14 protein-coding genes and 1 pseudogene are annotated in these 17,566 nt (G+C 70.4%); 1 reads left to right on the top strand and 14 read right to left on the bottom strand.

Features of this window, described 5'->3' with window-relative positions:
• Positions 1–138 precede the first annotated feature (138 nt).
• From HFP15_RS42165 to nadD, 9 genes are all read right to left on the bottom strand, one after another.
• Complete coding sequence (locus tag HFP15_RS42165; protein ID WP_210717200.1) at positions 139–1,074, bottom strand: helix-turn-helix domain-containing protein; 936 nt, start codon at positions 1,072–1,074, stop codon at positions 139–141.
• Between the two features lie 61 nt (positions 1,075–1,135).
• Positions 1,136–1,405, bottom strand: coding sequence for a Rossmann-fold NAD(P)-binding domain-containing protein (locus HFP15_RS13115; protein WP_168515138.1), 270 nt, complete (start codon positions 1,403–1,405; stop codon positions 1,136–1,138).
• Positions 1,406–1,451: 46 nt separating this feature from the next.
• Positions 1,452–3,815, bottom strand: a complete 2,364-nt coding sequence (locus HFP15_RS13110; RefSeq protein ID WP_168515136.1) for a ComEC/Rec2 family competence protein — start codon at positions 3,813–3,815, stop codon at positions 1,452–1,454.
• Between the two features lie 241 nt (positions 3,816–4,056).
• On the bottom strand, positions 4,057–4,809 hold the full coding sequence (locus HFP15_RS13105; protein WP_168515135.1) for a ComEA family DNA-binding protein: 753 nt from the start codon (positions 4,807–4,809) through the stop codon (positions 4,057–4,059).
• Between the two features lie 91 nt (positions 4,810–4,900).
• A complete protein-coding gene (locus tag HFP15_RS13100) occupies positions 4,901–5,758 on the bottom strand; it encodes a DegV family protein (protein ID WP_168515133.1) in 858 nt (285 codons plus the stop codon).
• Between the two features lie 9 nt (positions 5,759–5,767).
• The gene (gene octT, locus HFP15_RS13095; protein ID WP_168515131.1) at positions 5,768–6,502 is read right to left on the bottom strand and encodes a diglucosylglycerate octanoyltransferase; all 735 of its coding nucleotides are present in this window, start codon (positions 6,500–6,502) and stop codon (positions 5,768–5,770) included.
• A gap of 4 nt (positions 6,503–6,506) precedes the next feature.
• Positions 6,507–7,121: a histidine phosphatase family protein gene (locus HFP15_RS13090; protein WP_168515129.1), complete on the bottom strand. Its 615-nt coding sequence runs from the start codon at positions 7,119–7,121 to the stop codon at positions 6,507–6,509.
• Entirely contained in the window at positions 7,118–7,498 is a 381-nt protein-coding gene (gene rsfS, locus HFP15_RS13085) for a ribosome silencing factor (protein ID WP_168515127.1), read from the bottom strand. Before rsfS ends, HFP15_RS13090 begins: the two co-directional genes overlap by 4 nt.
• A 165-nt stretch (positions 7,499–7,663) precedes the next feature.
• Positions 7,664–8,257: a nicotinate-nucleotide adenylyltransferase gene (gene nadD, locus HFP15_RS13080; RefSeq protein ID WP_168515125.1), complete on the bottom strand. Its 594-nt coding sequence runs from the start codon at positions 8,255–8,257 to the stop codon at positions 7,664–7,666.
• Positions 8,258–8,560: 303 nt separating this feature from the next.
• Here nadD and HFP15_RS13075 point away from each other — a divergent pair, with 303 nt between their 5' ends.
• Positions 8,561–10,666, top strand: a complete 2,106-nt coding sequence (locus HFP15_RS13075; RefSeq protein ID WP_312871570.1) for a RecQ family ATP-dependent DNA helicase — start codon at positions 8,561–8,563, stop codon at positions 10,664–10,666.
• Positions 10,667–10,853: 187 nt separating this feature from the next.
• Here HFP15_RS13075 and proB read toward each other — a convergent pair whose 3' ends face one another.
• The 5 genes and pseudogenes from proB to HFP15_RS44285 form a co-directional block, all read right to left on the bottom strand.
• On the bottom strand, positions 10,854–11,963 hold the full coding sequence (gene proB, locus HFP15_RS13070) for a glutamate 5-kinase (protein ID WP_168515121.1): 1,110 nt from the start codon (positions 11,961–11,963) through the stop codon (positions 10,854–10,856).
• Positions 11,960–13,405 (bottom strand): GTPase ObgE, encoded by a 1,446-nt coding sequence (gene obgE, locus HFP15_RS13065; RefSeq protein WP_168515119.1) that lies wholly within the window; start codon positions 13,403–13,405, stop codon positions 11,960–11,962. Before obgE ends, proB begins: the two co-directional genes overlap by 4 nt.
• Before the next feature lie 108 nt (positions 13,406–13,513).
• Positions 13,514–13,771, bottom strand: a complete 258-nt coding sequence (gene rpmA, locus HFP15_RS13060) for a 50S ribosomal protein L27 (protein ID WP_168515117.1) — start codon at positions 13,769–13,771, stop codon at positions 13,514–13,516.
• 11 nt (positions 13,772–13,782) lie between these two features.
• Positions 13,783–14,097: a 50S ribosomal protein L21 gene (rplU, locus tag HFP15_RS13055; protein WP_091512575.1), complete on the bottom strand. Its 315-nt coding sequence runs from the start codon at positions 14,095–14,097 to the stop codon at positions 13,783–13,785.
• A 1,451-nt stretch (positions 14,098–15,548) separates the two neighbouring features.
• Positions 15,549–17,566, bottom strand: a pseudogene (locus HFP15_RS44285) (Rne/Rng family ribonuclease); the annotation flags it as partial.

The raw sequence follows: 17,566 nt of genomic DNA, 5'->3' as shown, positions 1-17,566 counted from the left end.
CCGCGCTCGCAGGCCCGGCAATAGCGGCGGGTGCGGCGCTCGGCGACTCGACCGGCTGACGGCACCGCGCCCGGCTTTCGAGCGCGGTGCCCGCGGTCTGCGGCCGGTGGAGCTCCACTTTTTCGTGCCCTTAGGCAATCAAGTCCTCAGCAGCTGGGCCTCCGGGGGCACGACGTGGCCGCGTAGCAGCCCATCGACTATCAGCTCCTGCGCGTCGTTGAGTCGCCTGCGTGCGGTGCGTCGGTCACGGCCGAGGTGGACCGCGACGTCCGCGAGCCGGTTTTCGAGGAACCGGCCCGGAAAGGCCTGGCCGAGCGCGAACCCGGCGGTGGCCACCGGCCGGAGGTCGGCGGGCAGGTCGTCTACGGCCGAGTTGAGCAACGTCGCGACCTTCACGCGTACCACCTGCGGCGGTTCCCCCGTCGCGACACCGCTCAGCTCGCGCAGGATTGGACCGACCGGCAACGGCACCGTCCACAGGCCCCGTCCCTTGCGCAGAGCGCACAGCTCCTCGTCGAGCAGGGTGGTCGTGTCGGAGGCCGCGGGCATTTCGGCGAGGCCCAGCGCGGTGTCCGCGTCGTCCTGGCAACCCGCGGCGAGGCGGTGCCGCACCACGTGCCAGCGGGCCTGCTCCTGACCGGGGACGCCGCACGTGAGCAGGAATTTGCGCAGCGTCCCGGCCGACGGAAGCCGCTGGCCGCTCAAGATGCGGCACAAGGTCGAGCGAGACAGGCGGATGGACGACTTCTTGGCCGCGTTCGCCATCGTGTGCTGGCTTTGGAACCCCGACAACCGCATGAGCGCGTCCAACTGAGCGGCGAACTCGGCCGCGGTGGTCGAGGCCTCCGGATTCGGCGGCGCGACGCCGTGCAACTCCGCGTACGCGTCGATCCAGAACAACCGCATCTGATCGCAGTCCCCGCCGCACGCGGCCACGAACGCGAGCACGACCTCCAGCCTCGGCAGGGTCTGTCCTGCGGCCGCCTTCGAAAGCGTGGCCGCGGAGTAGCCGCTCATCTTGCCGAGCAGGCGATACGACGGCGAGCCCGCGGACTCACGGAGCTCGCGGAGCATTTGCGCGACCTTGCATACTGTGGCCGGCCCGGAAAGCGGTTTCTCTCGGCGCCCCATGCCGTCACCAAGCGGTTTGCGGCCGGACCGGTGCCTCTTTATCGAGGACTTCGCGCATCGCTTCCTCACTTCCTGTCGGTGCCACACTGCTATCCGAATAATCTTCCGATTTACGCAACAACAGGACAGCAACCGCCCTACGAGAGCGGTTGATTTCCAACACGTGTTGCCCGTATCCCGGAATTGATTGAAAGTTGAGCCAGGGCATGACAGACGCGATAATCGGAGACTTCCCGGCCAGCATAGCCGCCTCGGTGAAATCATCGGCGGGCATCCTTATTGCGACACTATCCGGACTACGCGCACATATTTTGTAGTGGTTATTTTCCACGTCGCACCATCGCGGGCTCTCCATTTTCGGCAATGACGGCGGTGTCACCATCGGTGTCGGTACGGGCCACCAGCGCACCATCGGACGCCAGACTGTCCACTGTGGATTTTGCTGGGTGTCCATAGGTGTTGCCCGCGCCGACGCTGATCAGCGCGAGACGCGCATTCGGCGCGGCCAGGAATTGCGGCAGCGACGCACGGCTGCCGTGGTGCGGAACCTTGATCACTTCGGCATGCAGGTCGGCGCCGCTCGCGAGCAGGTCGCCCTGCGCCTGCAGCTCGACGTCGCCGGTGAGCAGGACACGGCCGGCAGGCGTGGCCGCACGCAGCACCACCGAGGTGTTGTTGATCCCCGTGCCGTCGACGTCGTCATCCTGGCGAGCGCTGACGTAGCGCGGTCCGATCACCTCCAAACTCAGCCCGGGGAACTCGAGCCGGCGCCCGAGTTCCAGTTCCAGCAGCGGCACATCGTGCTGTGCCGCCACCGACGCGACCTGCCGCCAGGCCCACCCCGGCATGCGGCCCGGTCCGACGGCGAGGGCCCCGACCGACCGGCCGTCGAACACGGAGTCGAGGCCCCCGATGTGATCGGCGTGCAGGTGGCTCAGAATCACGAGAGGGATCTTGTGCACCCCGAGCCGGTGCAGGCATTCGTCCGCGGGCCCTGGCTCCGGTCCGGCGTCGATCAGAACCGCGCGATCCTGATCCGCGGTGGCCAGCACCAGTGCGTCCCCCTGCCCGACATCGCACGCGACAACGGCCCATCCCCGAGGTGGCCACCCGGGCGCGATCACCCGCACCGGGACGACGAACAGCAGAATCGCCACCAGGACGAGCGCGAACCCGACACGCAGGCGCGGCAGCCGCAACGCGAGTACCAGCACCGTCAGCACGACGAGCGCGAGGAAGCCGCCCATCCACCCGCTCGGCCAGGGCAACACCGCCCCCGGGACTCTCGACGCGTGCCGGGCGACCAGAATGAGCCACTCGGCCTCGGGTCCCGCCAGTCGCGCCGTCAGCTCGGCCGCACCCGGCCACACCACGGCGAGGACGGCCGTGAGCACGCCGAGCACGGTCGCCGGGGCGACGACCGGGGCGGCCAGCACGTTCGCCGCGATCGACACCACGCTGACCTGGCCTGCCATCCCGGCGATCACCGGAGCGGTCACCAGGAACGCGGCCAGCGGGATCGCCAGTCCCTCCGCCACACCGAGCGGTACGCCGCGGCGTGTCATCGCCTCGACCCACCGTGGCGCCAGCAGCACGAGCCCCGCGGTGGCCAGCACCGACAGCGCGAACCCGAAGCTGACCGCCATCGCGGGCTCGAGAGCGACAAGCACGATCACGGCGGCGGCCAGCGCGGGCAACACGGATCGCTGCCGTCCCAGCGCCAGCGCGAGCAGTGCCACCGCTCCCATGGCGCCTGCACGCAGGACACTCGGCTCGCTGCCCGCCAGCACCACGAAGCCGACGAGCGCGCACCCCGCGACCGACGCGGACAGGCGCGGCCCCGCCCGCAACAGCCGCAGCAACAGCAACACAGCACCCGCGACCACAGCGAGATTGCTGCCGCTGACGGCTGTGAGGTGAGTGAGCCCGGCCTCCGTGAACTCGCGATCGACCTGGCTCGACAATCCGCTCGTGTCGCCGACGACCAGTCCGGGCAGAAGTCCAGCGGCATCGGCCGACAGGACCGAGCACGCGTGTCTGAGCGCTTCTCGCATCGACTCGGCCGTACGCTGCCACCAGGGCACCGAGCCCGGCTGCACGGGCGGCCCGCGGACGTAGACGACGGCGATGGTGAGGTCGCCGTCCCGCGGTGGCGCCAGTCTTCCGTTGGCGGTGACCTCCTGCCCCGGCAGCACACCACCCCATTGCCCGGCTGGAGCGAGCAGCACGACACGACCTGTCGAGGCGACTCGTCGCCCGTTGACCGAGGCGCTGACGATCGTGCCCGACACGGCGACGCTACGGACGCCCGCCTGCTGGTCGGCGTATCCGGCGGTGCGGATCGGCTTCGGCCGCTCGGCGACGGTCACGCGGAGAGTCGCGGTGGCGCCGCGTGCGGCCAAGGCGTTCAACGGGTCGTGTCGCGCGTCAAGCAGTCTGACGTGCAACGGTCCCGCCAGTACGAGGCCGGAGACCAGCAGTGCTCCCGCTCCCGCGAACCATCGAGGCCGGGTGGCGCGCCATCGCCGGAGAAGCATGCCCGCCGTGAGGACCGCGGCCAGACCGAACACGAACGCGAACCAGGAATTCCAGAGGAGCCCGGCAAGAACGCCCAGCCACAGAGTCAGCGCCGCGGGAACGAGGCGAAAGTCGTGATGCGTCTCGAGTACCGGACCCGTGATCATGACACGTCCCCGAGACGGCCAGCGACGTCGGTCGCGAGCCGCAGAGTTGACCTGCCACTGTGATCGTGGAGCCACGAACGTGCGGCCCCGCGAGGAGAAGAGCCGGTAAGCGGCCCGTGTCCGCACCCCCAGCGCGGACCGGGCGCGGCACCGGCAATCCATGGCAACACAGGACTCCAGCGGCGCCGCCGGGCCGTGGCGAGGGACGAGAGGATCGGCGGCAGCGGGATCGTCACGCGGTTCACGAGACCGTCACCTGGTCTCGCAGTCGGGAAAAACGCGTGGTGCCGATACCGTCGACCTCCTGGAGTTGCTCGACACTGGTGAACGTGCCGTGCTGTGCGCGCCAGTCGATGATGCGTTTCGCGGTGACCTCGCCGACCCCGGGCAGGGAGTCGAGCTGCTCCTGCGTCGCGGTGTTGAGATTGACCTTGCCCGAGCCGGCACCGCCCGACGACGCATCCGGCGCCACCACGCCGGGCTGCGCCCCCGCCGGCGCCGGCACACCGACATAAAGCTGTTCGCCGTCGGTGAGTTTGCGGGCGAGGTTCAGCGCGCTGACATCGGTGCCGTCGACCGCGCCTCCCGCCGCGCGCAGCGCATCGGCCACTCGCGCCCCGGCCGGCACGGTCACGAGGCCCGGTGCGCGCACCTTGCCGACGACGCTGATGACCAGCGAGCTCTCGGCCACTTTGGACAGTGCGGGACGAGGATTGTCGCTCGCGGCGGGAAGCAACGGCGGGCGCTCGGGCGGCGGACTTCCGCCCAGCAACAGGATCGAGCCACCCACGAGTACGAGGACGGCGGTCAGCACGGCGACGATCGCCGTCAGACGGCGCCGCTGCGGGCTGCGGGTCAGCGCGGCCGGCACCCAGCGCTCGACCAGCCTGCCCGTCAAGGGTGGTTCGCGTTCCGCGGCGAGGGCCTGGTCAGCGAGCTGTCTCAGCCGGTTACGAGCCGGCGATTCCGGCGCTTCGGGATTTGCTTCGAACACGCATTCGACACTATGGAGGGGTGAGGTGGGGAGGAAAGCGGGAGTTGGGCGTGATGTGGATAAGTCGGGGGCTGTGGATAAGTCGGGCCGCTCAGTCCAGAATTCCCGGACCGCGCTGCACCACGACGCCCACCACTCCGGGGCCGGTGTGCGCGCCGATCACAGCGCCGACCTCGGAAATCAGGCACCCACCCGAAACGGGCAGCTGTTCCTCGACCCGGTTCGCCAATTCGACGGCGCGTTCCGGCGACGCGAGATGATGCACGGCGACCTCGACGCGTTCCTCCCCCGCCGCGCGCTGTGCGAGTTCGACCATGCGCGCGATCGCCCGGTGCATCGTCCGCACCTTCTCCAGGGGCTTGATCTGCCCGTCGTCCATGTGCAGCAACGGTTTCACCGCCAGCGCGGTGCCCAGCAACGCGGCCGCCGATCCGATGCGCCCGCCCCGGCGCAGGTATTCCAGGGTCTCCACGACGAAGAACGTCTGAGACGACGCCGCGGCGGTCACGGCGGCCTCCTCGACCTCTTCCGGCTCCGCGCCGGCGTTCGCCGCCCGTGCCGCGTGCAGCGCGGCGAATCCGAGTCCCATCGCGGTGCTGCGGGAATCCACCACCCGCACCCGGTCGATGCCGACCTCCTGGGCCGCCAGTACGGCCGACTCCCAGGTTCCGGAGATTTCCCTCGACAGGTGCAGCGAGACCACCGCGTCCGCGCCATCGCTCAACGCGCTCTGGAAGGCCTTCACGAATTCGTTCGGCGTCGGCCGTGACGTGGTCACGATCCGACGTTGCGCCAACGCCTCCGCGAGCGCCTCCGGTCCGACGTCGACGCCGTCGAGCGCCGCGACCCCGTCGATGAGGACATGCAGCGGCACAACCTTGACGGCGAACCGCTCGGCGAAGCCCTCCGGCAGGTGGGCGGTGGAGTCTGTGATGACGGCGACCGGCACGTGCTCAGCCTACGTCGCGGCGGGCTCGTCGTCGGAAATCAGCAGTGGCCGGAGCAGTTCGGCCATCGCCTTGCCCACCAGCTCATGTCCTTCCCAGCCCCAGTGCATCCCGTCGGGGTTACCGCGCCCGCTCAGGACGTGCTCCCCCACCACCGCGGGGAGGTCGAGCAGTGGCACACCGACCCGTCCGGCCCAGTCCGCCATCGCGGCCGCCGCTCCGTCGCGTGCCGTGTGCACGTGCCCGTACGAATCGGCCCGGTGCACGCTCGGCAGCATGCCCACGATCGGCAGTGTGGGCCGCAAGACGCGCAGGGCGCGCACGGCGGTGTCGAGGTAGTGCACGGTGAGCTTCGCCGGGAGCACCACGGGACGTCCGCGCAGCGCTACCGCCAGCCGGGGCTGCGCCGCCAGGTACGCCTTGCGCACGACCCGCCGCAGGCCGTCAGGACGCAGGTAGCGCAATCCGGTCCGCAGATAAGTCGGCAGCGGCGAGGGAAGCGTGTCCATACTCCCGACCGCGAACACGACGGCATCGACGTGATGCAGATCGGCCCACACCCGGGGATCGCCGGTCAGCGACCACCAGGCGTCACGGGCCGTCCAGCCGATTCCCGCGACGAGATCCGCGCCGCCGCCCAGCTCGGCCGCCGTCACGTTCGGCCACAGGCGCGGTTCGTCCGCCGCGCACGGCCCGTCGGGACCGTGGAAGCTCAGCGAATCCGCGAAGACCAGCAGCCTGGGCACGACTTCAGCCAGGCATGCCCGCGTTGTAGGCGTGCAGGCGCCACGCCCCGTCGCGGCGGCCCAGCTCCACCCAGTGACAGTTCCTGATCCCGCCCAGCTGCGGCCACGCCTCGATCGGCAGTGCCAGCAGGCGCGCGGTGAGCGTCGTGATCAACCCGCCGTGCGAGGCCAGCAGCACCGTCGCCCCGTCCTCGGTGGTGCCCGCCAGCAGGTCGTTCACCACCTCGGCGGCACGGTCGGCGACATCGATCCGCGACTCGCCGCCGGGCGGCGCCCACCGGGGATCGGAGCGCCAGCGGTCACGCTCGCCGGGCCAGTCGGCGTCCACCTGGGCACCGGTCATGCCCTGCCAGTCGCCCAGGTGCGTCTCCCGGAGGCGCTTGTCGACGCGCAGCGGAACACCGATCGTCTCGGTCAGCACGGTCGCGGTGTCCATCGCGCGCCGCAGGTCCGAGGAGATCACGAGGTCGGGTTCGAACCGGGCCAACGCCGGTACCGCGAAACGTGCTTGGTTCCAGCCGACTTCGGTCAGCGCGGAGTCGAAATGGCCCTGCATCCGGCCGGCCGCGTTGTAGTCGGTCTCCCCGTGCCGCCAGAGCACGAGGCGCCGCAAACTCACTTGGTGTCCCCGTTGTCGCCGAGACCGGCGACCTCGATCCGCGGGCAGTCCTTCCACAGCCGTTCGAGGCCGTAGAACGAACGCTCCTCGTCGTGCTGGACGTGCACCACGACGTCGACGTAGTCCAGCAGCACCCAGCGTCCTTCGCGGGCGCCCTCGCGGCGCACCGGCTTGTGCCCGGCGCCGCGCAGCTTCTCCTCGACGCTGTCGACGATGGCGCCGACCTGGCGTTCGTTGGGTGCCGAGGCGATCACGAACGCATCGGTGATGACGAGTTGGTCGGAGACGTCCAGCACCACGACATCGGTGGCCTTCTTGTCGGCCGCCGCGTGCGCGGCGACGGTCGCGATCTCACGTGCCTGGGACGTCGCTGCCACTCCTGCTCCCTCACGGCTGGGCATCGGTCAGTCCACCGAGGGTACCTGGCACGTCCTTCGCCCGGATTACGACCGCTTGGATCATCCGTTCGAGATCATCGAGGTCGGCTTCGAATTCCGCGCCCCGTCGACCTCACGGCCTCCTCGCTGCGACGCTCCCGCAGATCACTCCGGTTTGCGGTAAAGGCGCCGCTTGTCCACGTAACGCACCACGCCGTCGGGTACCAGGTACCAGATCGGCTCCCCGCGTTCGACCCGTTCGCGGCACGCGGTGGACGAGATCGCCATCGCGGTGACCTCCACGAGGCTCACCTTCCCACTGGGCAGATGGTGATCGTTGAGCCGGTAGCCCGGCCTGGTGACGCCGATGAAATGCGCGTAGGTGAACAGGCCGTCGGCGTTGTGCCACGTCAGAATCTGTTCGAGCGCGTCGGCTCCGGTGATGAAGTACAGCTCGTCCTCGGGATACTCCCGGTGCAGGTCACGCAACGTGTCCACGGTGTAGGTCTCGCCGCCTCGATCGATGTCGACGCGGCTGACGGAGAACACCGGGTTGGACGCCGTGGCGATCACGGTCATCAGGTAGCGGTCCTCGGCCTTGGTCACCCGGCGCCCGGTCTTCTGCCACGGCTGCCCGGTGGGCACGAAGATCACTTCGTCGAGGTCGAAGCGGGCTTGTACCTCGCTTGCCGCGACGAGGTGGCCGTGGTGGATGGGGTCGAACGTGCCGCCCATGACCCCGATGCGACGTGGTGACATGCGATCGAGCGTATATAGCGGCAGCCGTGGACCCATCCCGGCTCCCCGGTCAGGGCCCACGCGCCGGATCGTCCGGCAGGCTCGCCCCTGGCGGTTCGAGCCACTGCCATGCCGCCGGCGATACGAGGGGAATCTCCGGTGGCGCACCGGCCCTTCCGCCGTGGGCCGGCACAGCATGAGAGCGCGCCGATCGCCGACGGTGACGCGCTTCTCGAGTGTGTTCTACGTCACAAATCGCACGAGGTGTCCACTCGCTCGCTTTCCGGCGAGACGTTGTCGGACCGATGCGGTAGACGTGGACCCGTGAACGTCCAGCAGCTGAAAGAACGAGCCGGCGAACTCCTGCGAGCACTCGCCGGTGAGAACGCGCGTCTGCGCGAGGACCAGTGGACGGCCATCGAGGCACTGGTCGCCGAGCGACGGCGTGCGCTCGTCGTGCAACGCACCGGATGGGGCAAATCCGCGGTGTACTTCCTGGCCACGGCGCTGCTCCGGGAACAGGGCTCGGGTCCGACGGTGATCATCTCGCCGCTGCTCGCCTTGATGCGCAACCAGATCGCGGCCGCGGCCAGGGCGGGCATCAAGGCCGCGACCATCAACTCGGCGAACTCGCAGGAGTGGGACGAGGTGCAGGCACGGGTCGCCGGCGGCGAGGTCGACGTGCTGCTGGTGAGCCCGGAACGGCTCAACAATCCCGATTTCCGCGACACGGTCCTGCCCAAGCTCACCGCGACGACCGGGCTGCTGGTCGTGGACGAGGCACACTGCGTGTCCGACTGGGGGCACGATTTCCGGCCGGACTACCGCCGGCTGCGCACATTGCTCACGGACCTGCCGGACGGTGTACCGGTGCTCGCCACCACCGCGACCGCGAACGACCGGGTGGTCACCGACGTCGCGGAACAGCTGGGGCTCGGCGGTGGCAGCGACACGCTCGTGCTGCGCGGACCGCTCGACCGGGACAGCCTGCACCTGTCCGTCGCGCAGCTCCCCACCTCCGAGGCCCGGATCGCCTGGCTGTCCCAACGGCTCGCCGAGCTGCCGGGATCGGGCATCATCTACGCGCTCACGGTCGCGGCCGCCCACGACGTGGCGGGGTTGCTGCGTGAGCAGGGCTACGAAGTGGCCGCGTACACGGGAAAGACGGAACCGGCCGAGCGGGAGGCGGCCGAAGAGGATTTGCTGGCCAACCGGGTCAAGGCATTGATCGCCACGTCCGCGCTGGGCATGGGATTCGACAAGCCGGATCTCGGTTTCGTCGTCCACCTCGGCGCACCCTCCTCACCCATCGCCTACTACCAGCAGATCGGGCGTGCGGGCCGAGGTGTGCGGCGGGCCGAGGTGATTCTGTTGCCCGGCAGGGAAGACAGGGACATCTGGAACTACTTCAGCTCGCTGGCCTTCCCGGAGGAGCGCCGGGTGAGCCAGGTGCTCGACGCCCTCGCGGCAGCGGACCGTCCATTGTCGACAGCCGCACTGGAGCCGATGGTCGAGTTGTCCCGGTCGCGGCTGGAGATGGTGCTGAAGGTCCTCGACGTGGACGGCGCAGTGCGCCGGGTACGCGGAGGCTGGGTGGCCACGGGGCAGCCATGGGAGTACGACGAGCAGCGCTACGGCCGGGTGAGCGAGGCACGCGGCGCCGAGCAACGGGCGATGCTCGACTACCAGTCCACCACGGGCTGCCGGATGGAGTTCCTGCTCCGCCAACTCGACGATCCGCACGCGGCACCGTGCGGGCGATGTGACAACTGCACGGGACATCATCGGCAGACGGACGTCGCCACCGACGTGGTGGAGGCCACCGGGCAACGGTTGCGACGGCCGGGCGTCGAGGTGGCACCACGGCGGCAGTGGCCGACCGGGCTCAGCGCCCTCGACGTGCCGCTGTCGGGCCGGATCGCGAAGACGGAGCAGGCCGAACCGGGGCGCACGGTCGGCAGGCTCACCGACGCGGGCTGGGGCAACCGGCTACGCGAACTCGTCGGACCGTCGGCACCTGACGGGGAAATTCCCGCACCGGTTTTTCAGGCGTGCGTGTCGGTGCTGGCTTCCTGGGAGTGGGCACAACGTCCGGCCGGTGTTGTGGCGCTGCCGTCCGGGCGGCGGCCGAAGCTCACGCACAGCCTCGCCACCCGGCTGGCCGAGATCGGACGGCTTCCCTTCCTCGGCACGCTGCACGCCGCCGGCGACCGGCCTCGCCAGGCGAACAGCGCACAACGGGTCGCCGACCTCTGGGGGCGCCTGACCGTGCCCGACGACCTCACGGCGGCTCTGTCCGCTCTGGAAGGGCCGGTGCTGCTGGTGGACGATCTGGTCGACACCGGCTGGACGATGACGATGGCCACCCGTCTCCTGCGCCGAGCCGGGGCGCCGGCGGTACTGCCGTTCGCGCTGGCGGGAACGAACTGATGATCAGCGGAAAGGAGGTGGTCCACCGACGTCGGACAGCCTAGATCGCCGTGTGGTCGCGCCGCCTTTGGGCTTGCGTCATCACCGCCTCGGTCGTGATGCGGTCACGCCATCGACGCCTCGCCGTAGATCAATCACGCCATCGCGCACGGGACGGGAAGCCCACGCGCCGCAGGGCGAGGCGGTGCTACCGGCGCAGCGGGACGAGATCGTCCGCGTGGACGACCTCTCGGCGTTGTTCCGGCGGGAGTTCGTGGCTGGAGCGGCCAATCAGGTCGGGCAGCTCGGTGGCGTCGAAGTTGACCACGCCGCGGCCGATGACGCGCTGCGCGGGGTCAACGAGTTCGACGACGTCCCCGGCCTGAAAATCGCCGTCGACGCCGGTGATCCCGGCTGCCAGCAACGATCGGCGGCGTTTGACGACCGCGGCGACCGCGCCGTTGTCCAGCTGCAGACGACCGGTGACGCCCGCCGCGTAGCCGAGCCAGAAGCGTCGTGCGGACAAGCGCGAGTCGGCCGCTGCGAAGGCTGTGCCGACATCCGCCGTGCTCAGGGCCTTCGCCGCCTCGTCCGCTGCGGCGAGCAGCACTGGGATGCCCGCCGCGGCCGCCGTGCGCGCCGCCGCGAGCTTGGACACCATGCCGCCTGTGCCGAGACCGGAGCTCGACATCTTCACGGTGATGCCGTCCACATCGGACTCACCGGAGACCTCGGTGATCTTGCGGGTCGCGCCGTCGCGCGGGTCGCCGTCGTACAGGCCGTCCACATCGGACAGCAGGACGAGTGCGTCGGCGCCGATGAGGTGCGCCACCAGGGCCGCGAGGCGGTCATTGTCGCCGAACCGGATTTCCTCCGTGGCCACGGTGTCGTTCTCGTTGACGACCGGCACCGCGCCCAACGCCAGTAGCCGGGAGAACGTGCGCTGCGCGTTGCGGTAATGCGCGCGGCGGACCACGTCGTCGGCGGTCAGCAGCACCTGGCCGACCGTGAGCGCATACCTCCCGAAGGACTCCGCGTAGGCGTGCGCGAGCGCGAGCTGGCCCACGCTCGCCGCTGCCTGCTGTGTCGCCAGGTCCCTCGGCCGCTTGCCGAGCGCCAACGGTGCCAGACCGGCGCCGATGGCACCGGAGGAGACCAGCACGAGCTGGCTACCTCGCTCGATACGATCGGCGATCGCGTCGACGAGGGCGTCCAGCCGCGCGGAGTCCAGGCCGGCGCCGGCCGTGGTCAGGGCCGACGAACCGACCTTGACCACCAGCCGGTCGGCACCGGCGACGGCCTTGCGGGTGAGGCTCACTCGTCATCGTCCGTTTCGGGGACGCCGTCGCGACGGACGCGCCGGGCTTCCTTGCGCTCCGCAGCCGAGACACGCGAGGTGTTCTCCAGGCGCACATCTGTCCCACGACCGGCGAGGTAGGTGGCGACGCCCGGCGTGGAGGGCTGCCAGTCGAACGTCATGTCGCCGATCGTGACGGGGCAGCCCGGTTCCGCCCCCATACGCGCCAGCTCCTCCTCCACACCCAGCCGGTTGAGCCGGTCGGCGAGGTATCCGACGGCCTCGTCGTTGCCGAAGTTCGTCTGACGGATCCAGCGCTCCGGCCGATTCCCGCGCACCACGAACCCGCCGGGCTCGTGCGGGTCGGCCTCCACCGAGAAGCCGTTGTCGTCCACCGCCTGTGGCCGCAGCACGATCCGCTCCGCGGCCGGCGTCGGCTGTTCGGCGCGATACTTCTCGACGACCGCGCCGAGCGCGAAGGTCAGCTCCCGCAGGCCCTGCCGGGTTGCGGTGGACACCTCGAACACCGGCAGACCGCGCGCCTCCAGCTCCGTCCGCACCATCTCGGCCAGCTCCGCCGCCTCGGGCACGTCCACCTTGTTCAGCACGACAACCCGCGGCCGGTCGGCCAGCTCCCCGCCCAGGGCCGGGGTGTAGCGGGCCAGTTCGTTCTCCAGCGCGTCCACATCGGACAGTGGGTCGCGCCCCGGCTCGTACGTCGCACAGTCCACGACGTGCACGAGCACCGCGCAGCGCTCGATGTGCCGCAGGAAGTCGAGTCCCAGGCCCTTGCCCTCGCTCGCGCCGGGAATGAGCCCGGGCACGTCGGCCATCGTGAACACGGTCTCCCCCGCCGTCACGACACCGAGGTTGGGCGCGAGGGTGGTGAACGGGTAGTCGGCGATCTTCGGCCTGGCCGCGGACAGCACCGAGATCAGCGACGACTTGCCCGCCGAGGGGAATCCGACCAACCCGACATCGGCGACCGAGCGCAGCTCCAGCACCAGGGACCGCGACTCGCCCGGTTCACCGAGCAGCGCGAAGCCGGGGGCCTTGCGGGCACGCGACGCGAGCGCCGCGTTGCCGAGACCGCCGCGCCCGCCCTGTGCGGCGATGAACGTGGTGCCGGGGCCGGTGAGGTCGGCCAGCACGTCGCCGCCCTCGGTCAGCACGACGGTGCCTTCCGGCACCTTCAGCTCGAGGGTCTCGCCGGCCGATCCCGCGCGATGCCCGCCCTGGCCCTGCTTGCCGTTGCCGGCCTTGGCGTGCGGCCGGAAGTGGAAGTCCAGCAGCGTGTGCACGCCGGGGTCGACGACGAGCAGCACGTCGCCGCCGCTGCCGCCGTTGCCGCCGTCGGGGCCGCCGAGTGGTTTGAACTTCTCGCGGTGCACCGAAGCGCAACCGTTCCCGCCGTCGCCGGCGGCAACCTGGATCACCGCGCGGTCAACGAACCGGGACGCCATGTCATGCCTTTCCGTCTATTCAGGACTACCAACGCAAAAAACGAGGGGCGGACCCAGATTTGTTCCGGGCCCGCCCCTCGTTCGAGGTGCTGTGTGTCTCGGCGGGCCTCAGGCCTCGACCGGGACGATGTTGACCAACTTGCGGCCAGCCTTGGAGCCGAACTCCACCGCACCGGCGGCGAGAGCGAACAGCGTGTCGTCACCGCCACGGCCGACGTTCACGCCGGGGTGGAACTTGGTGCCACGCTGGCGAACCAGGATCTCGCCCGCCTTCACGACCTGACCGCCGTACCGCTTGACGCCGAGGTACTGCGGGTTGGAGTCACGGCCGTTGCGGGAGCTGGAAGCACCCTTCTTGTGTGCCATTGCTCAGCTCCTTACTTGCTGATTCCGGTGACCTCGACACGGGTCAGCTTCTGCCGGTGACCCTGCCGCTTGTGGTAGCCGGTCTTGTTCTTGAACTTGTGGATACGGATCTTGGGACCCTTGGTCTGCTCGACGACCTTGCCGGTGACCGAGACCTTCGCCAACGCGTCGGCGTCCGTGGTGACCTCGCCGCCATCGACATACAGCACGGCGGGGAAGGTGTGCTCGGTGCCCGGCTCGCCCTCGAGCTTTTCGACCTCGACGACGTCGCCGACGGCCACCTTGTACTGCTTGCCGCCGGTCTTGACGATCGCGTACGCCGACACGGAAGTCTCCTGCTTACTCGACAATGGGTGAGGGCTTGCGCCACGGCCCACTTCTCAGCGGTCCAGTGATCGCGCCATGGCCCGCACAGCGCGCGGGCCGTTCTCTAGGTTACGTGGCGTGCAACCCGGAGTTGACATCGGGGTGGGGAAATGCAGTTAGCTCTGGTCCGAGGCGTGCACCGGAGGCCCCGCCGGACGCGAGGCCGCACGGCGCGGACGCCTGCGGGTGGTGCGCGCCGCCGGCTGCGGCACGCTCACGTCGGAGTCCTGTCCCGGCGTCTCGGTGCCGGGCTCGGGCACCTCCCGGCCACCCTCCGCGTGCTCAGCGGCCGAGTCCGTGCCCGCGGTGGCGCCGCTGGGCGCGGCGACGGGGGTCGCCTCGGTCGTGCTGGGCGTGTTGCCGCTGGTGGGGGCCGTACCAGGCTGACCACCGCTGGCGGCGGTGCCCGGCTGGTCACCGCTGGCGGCGGTGCCGGTGCCGGTACCGGGCTGGTCGGCGCTGGTGGCGGTGCCTGGGTGAACGGCCGCCGTGCCGGACTCGGAGACCGCTGCGGCCCCGGTAGCGCCGGGCTGAGCGGTGCCGGTCCGGGACTCCGCAGCGGCGGTCTCCGGCTCGGCCGTGCCTGACGCAGCACCCGCGTGCCCGGCGGCGTCGGCGTGAGCAGCAGCGGTGCCGGACCCGGCGGCGCCGGGCTCGGCAACGCCGGACTCGGCGGTGGCGGGCTCGGCAACGCCGGACTCGGCCGTGTCGGGCTCAGCGGTGGTGGGCTCGGCCATGCCGGGCTCAGCAACGCCGGACTCGGCGGTGCTGGGCGCCGCTATGCCGGAGGCAGCACCTGCGGGCCCGGCAGTGCTGGGCTCGCCGGTGCGGGATGCGGCACTGTCAGGAGTGGGCGTCCCACCCTCGGCCCGGGCCGTGCTGCTGGGCGCAGACGGCGCCGCCGCCTCGGGCGACGTTGCCGCCGCCGAACCGGCCTGCCGTTCGGGCGAGGGTGCCGACGCGCCCAGTTGGGTGGCGTGGCCGTTCAGGGCCGCGCTGGCGCTCGGCTCACGGTCGCTCGCCGAGGGAGCGGGCTCCGTCGGCGTGGCCGGTGAGGCCTCGCTCTCGGTCTGAGCCACGTTCTCCACGGTCTGCGAGCTCTCCGCCGTGGCCTGCGCCGACTCGACCGCCGACGACTCGGCGGCTTCCCTGGCCGCGGCGGCTTCAGCCGCCTTCCTGGCATCGGTGCGTTCGCGGAACACGGCGCGCCGGGACCTGCCGGTGGGGCGGGTCCTCGAGCGCGTCGGGGCCTCCGCAGCCGCCGTGGCTTCGTCCGAAGCCGCCTTGGGCGCTTCGCTCGCCGCGGTCTCGTCCGGACCGGTCTTCGACCGCTGGTCCGATGCCGCGGCGGGCTTCGCGGTGTCGTCGGAGACCTGCTGCTTCGGGTGGTCCTCGGCCTTGCCGGTGGCCGCCAGCTTCGCCGCGTTGGCCATCGCCTGCACCGCGGACACCACGGACTCCCGCTGCTCGGGCGTGGGCGCGTTCTGCTCGGTGCGCGACTCGGCGTGCTCTTCGCTCTTGCCCCGGCCCCGCGAACGTCGCGAGCCCTGCTGGCTCCCGCCGCCGCCATTCGCCCCGTTCGTGCGCTGCGGTTCGGTCGAGACGACCACGCCCCGGCCCTTGCAGTGCTCACACGTGGTCGAGAACGCCTCCAGCAGCCCGGTGCCGACCTTCTTCCTGGTCATCTGCACCAGACCGAGCGAGGTCACCTCCGCGACCTGGTGCCGCGTGCGATCCCGGCCGAGGCACTCGGTCAGCCGCTTGAGCACCAGCTCCCGGTTGGATTCCAGCACCATGTCGATGAAGTCGATCACGATGATGCCGCCGATGTCCCGCAACCGCAGCTGCCGGACGATCTCCTCCGCCGACTCCAGGTTGTTGCGCGTCACCGTCTCCTCGAGGTTGCCCCCGGAACCGGTGAACTTGCCGGTGTTGACGTCGATGACGGTCATCGCCTCGGTGCGGTCGATCACCAGGTACCCGCCCGAGGGCAGCCACACCTTGCGATCCAGCGCCTTGGTGATCTGCTCCTCGATGCGGTAGACGCCGAACACGTCGTCGTTGCCGACGTAGCGCTTGAGCCGGTCGGTCAGATCGGGCGCGACGTGCTGAACGTAGGCGTTGATGACCTCCCACGCGGTGTCGCCCTGGACCTCGAGCTTGGCGAAGTCCTCGGTGAACAGGTCGCGAACCACCTTGACCAGCAGGTCCGGCTCTTCGTAGAGCATGGTCGGGGCCGACGACTTCTTGCCCTTGCCGGTGGCCGAGTCCGCCTTCTCCTTGATGACCTCCCACTGGGCCTTCAGGCGGCGGACGTCGCGCTCCAGCTCCTCCTCGCTGATCCCTTCCGAGGCGGTGCGGATGATCACCCCGGCGTCCTCGGGCACGATCCGCTTGAGGATGTCCTTGAGCCTGCGCCGCTCGTTCTCCGGCAGCTTGCGGGAAATACCGGTGGCACCACCGGCGGGCACGTACACCAGGAACCGGCCCGGCAGCGAGATCTGCGTGGTCAGCCGGGCGCCCTTGTGCCCGACCGGGTCCTTGGTGACCTGCACGAGCACGTTGTCGCCGGTGGACAGCGCCTGCTCGATCTTGCGGGACTTGCCCTCCAGGCCGGCGGCGTCCCAGTCGACCTCACCGGCGTAGAGCACGGCGTTGCGGCCGCGGCCGATGTCGACGAACGCCGCCTCCATCGACGGCAGCACGTTCTGCACGCGGCCGAGGTAGACGTTGCCGACGATCGAGCCGCTGCCCTGCGAGGTCACGAAGTGCTCGACCAGCACCCCGTCCTCGAGCACGCCGATCTGGGTGTTCTCGCCGCGCTCGGCCACGACCATCGTGCGCTCGACCGACTCGCGCCGGGCCAGGAACTCCGCCTCCGACAGGATCGGGGCACGGCGGCGGCCCGCCTCGCGGCCGTCGCGGCGCCGCTGGCGCTTGGCTTCGAGCCGGGTCGAGCCGCGCACGCTGCGCACGCCGTCACCCTGGGTGCTCTTGCCGTTCTTCTCCGACTCGTTCTTGCTGTCGCGGACGTGCACGACGGTGTTCGCGGGGTCGTCACCGCTGGTGTCGGCCGTGTCGTCGTCCGAGCCCTTGCGGCGACGGCGACGGCGACGACGGCGGCTGCCGCCCTCGGCCTCGTCGCTGTCCTCGGTGTCCTCGCCCTCGGTTTCAGGCTCGGGCTTGGTCTCTTCCTCGGCCTTGTACTCGTCGGGCTTTTCCTGCTGCTCCGCGGTCTCGTCGGCAGCGGTGCCCTCGTCGCCCCCCTTGCCGCGGCCACGACCCCGGCGTCCGCGACGGCGACGACGGCGACCGCCGCCGTCCTCACCGTCTTCGTCCTTGTCGCGGGGCTCGTGGGTCTCGGGCTCCTCCTCCGTCGCCGCTTCGGGTGCCTGCGGCTCCTCGGGGCGGGTGGCCGAGGGCTCGGGC

Source organism: Amycolatopsis acididurans, from assembly GCF_012328925.1.
GTDB classification, from domain to species: Bacteria; Actinomycetota; Actinomycetes; order Mycobacteriales; family Pseudonocardiaceae; genus Amycolatopsis_E; species Amycolatopsis_E acididurans.
Note: the sequence above shows the minus strand (reverse complement) of the source record. Positions and strands in the feature narration are given on the sequence as shown.

Bases quoted from the DNA above. Each gene is read 5' to 3' on its own strand.
- HFP15_RS13115 (WP_168515138.1), bottom strand. From the start codon at position 1,405: ATGCCCGCCGATGATTTCACCGAGGCGGCTATGCTGGCCGGGAAGTCT.
- nadD (WP_168515125.1), bottom strand. From the start codon at position 8,257: ATGTCACCACGTCGCATCGGGGTCATGGGCGGCACGTTCGACCCCATC.
- obgE (WP_168515119.1), bottom strand. From the start codon at position 13,405: ATGGCGTCCCGGTTCGTTGACCGCGCGGTGATCCAGGTTGCCGCCGGC.
- HFP15_RS42165 (WP_210717200.1), bottom strand. From the start codon at position 1,074: ATGCTCCGCGAGCTCCGTGAGTCCGCGGGCTCGCCGTCGTATCGCCTG.
- HFP15_RS13110 (WP_168515136.1), bottom strand. From the start codon at position 3,815: ATGATCACGGGTCCGGTACTCGAGACGCATCACGACTTTCGCCTCGTT.
- rpmA (WP_168515117.1), bottom strand. From the start codon at position 13,771: ATGGCACACAAGAAGGGTGCTTCCAGCTCCCGCAACGGCCGTGACTCC.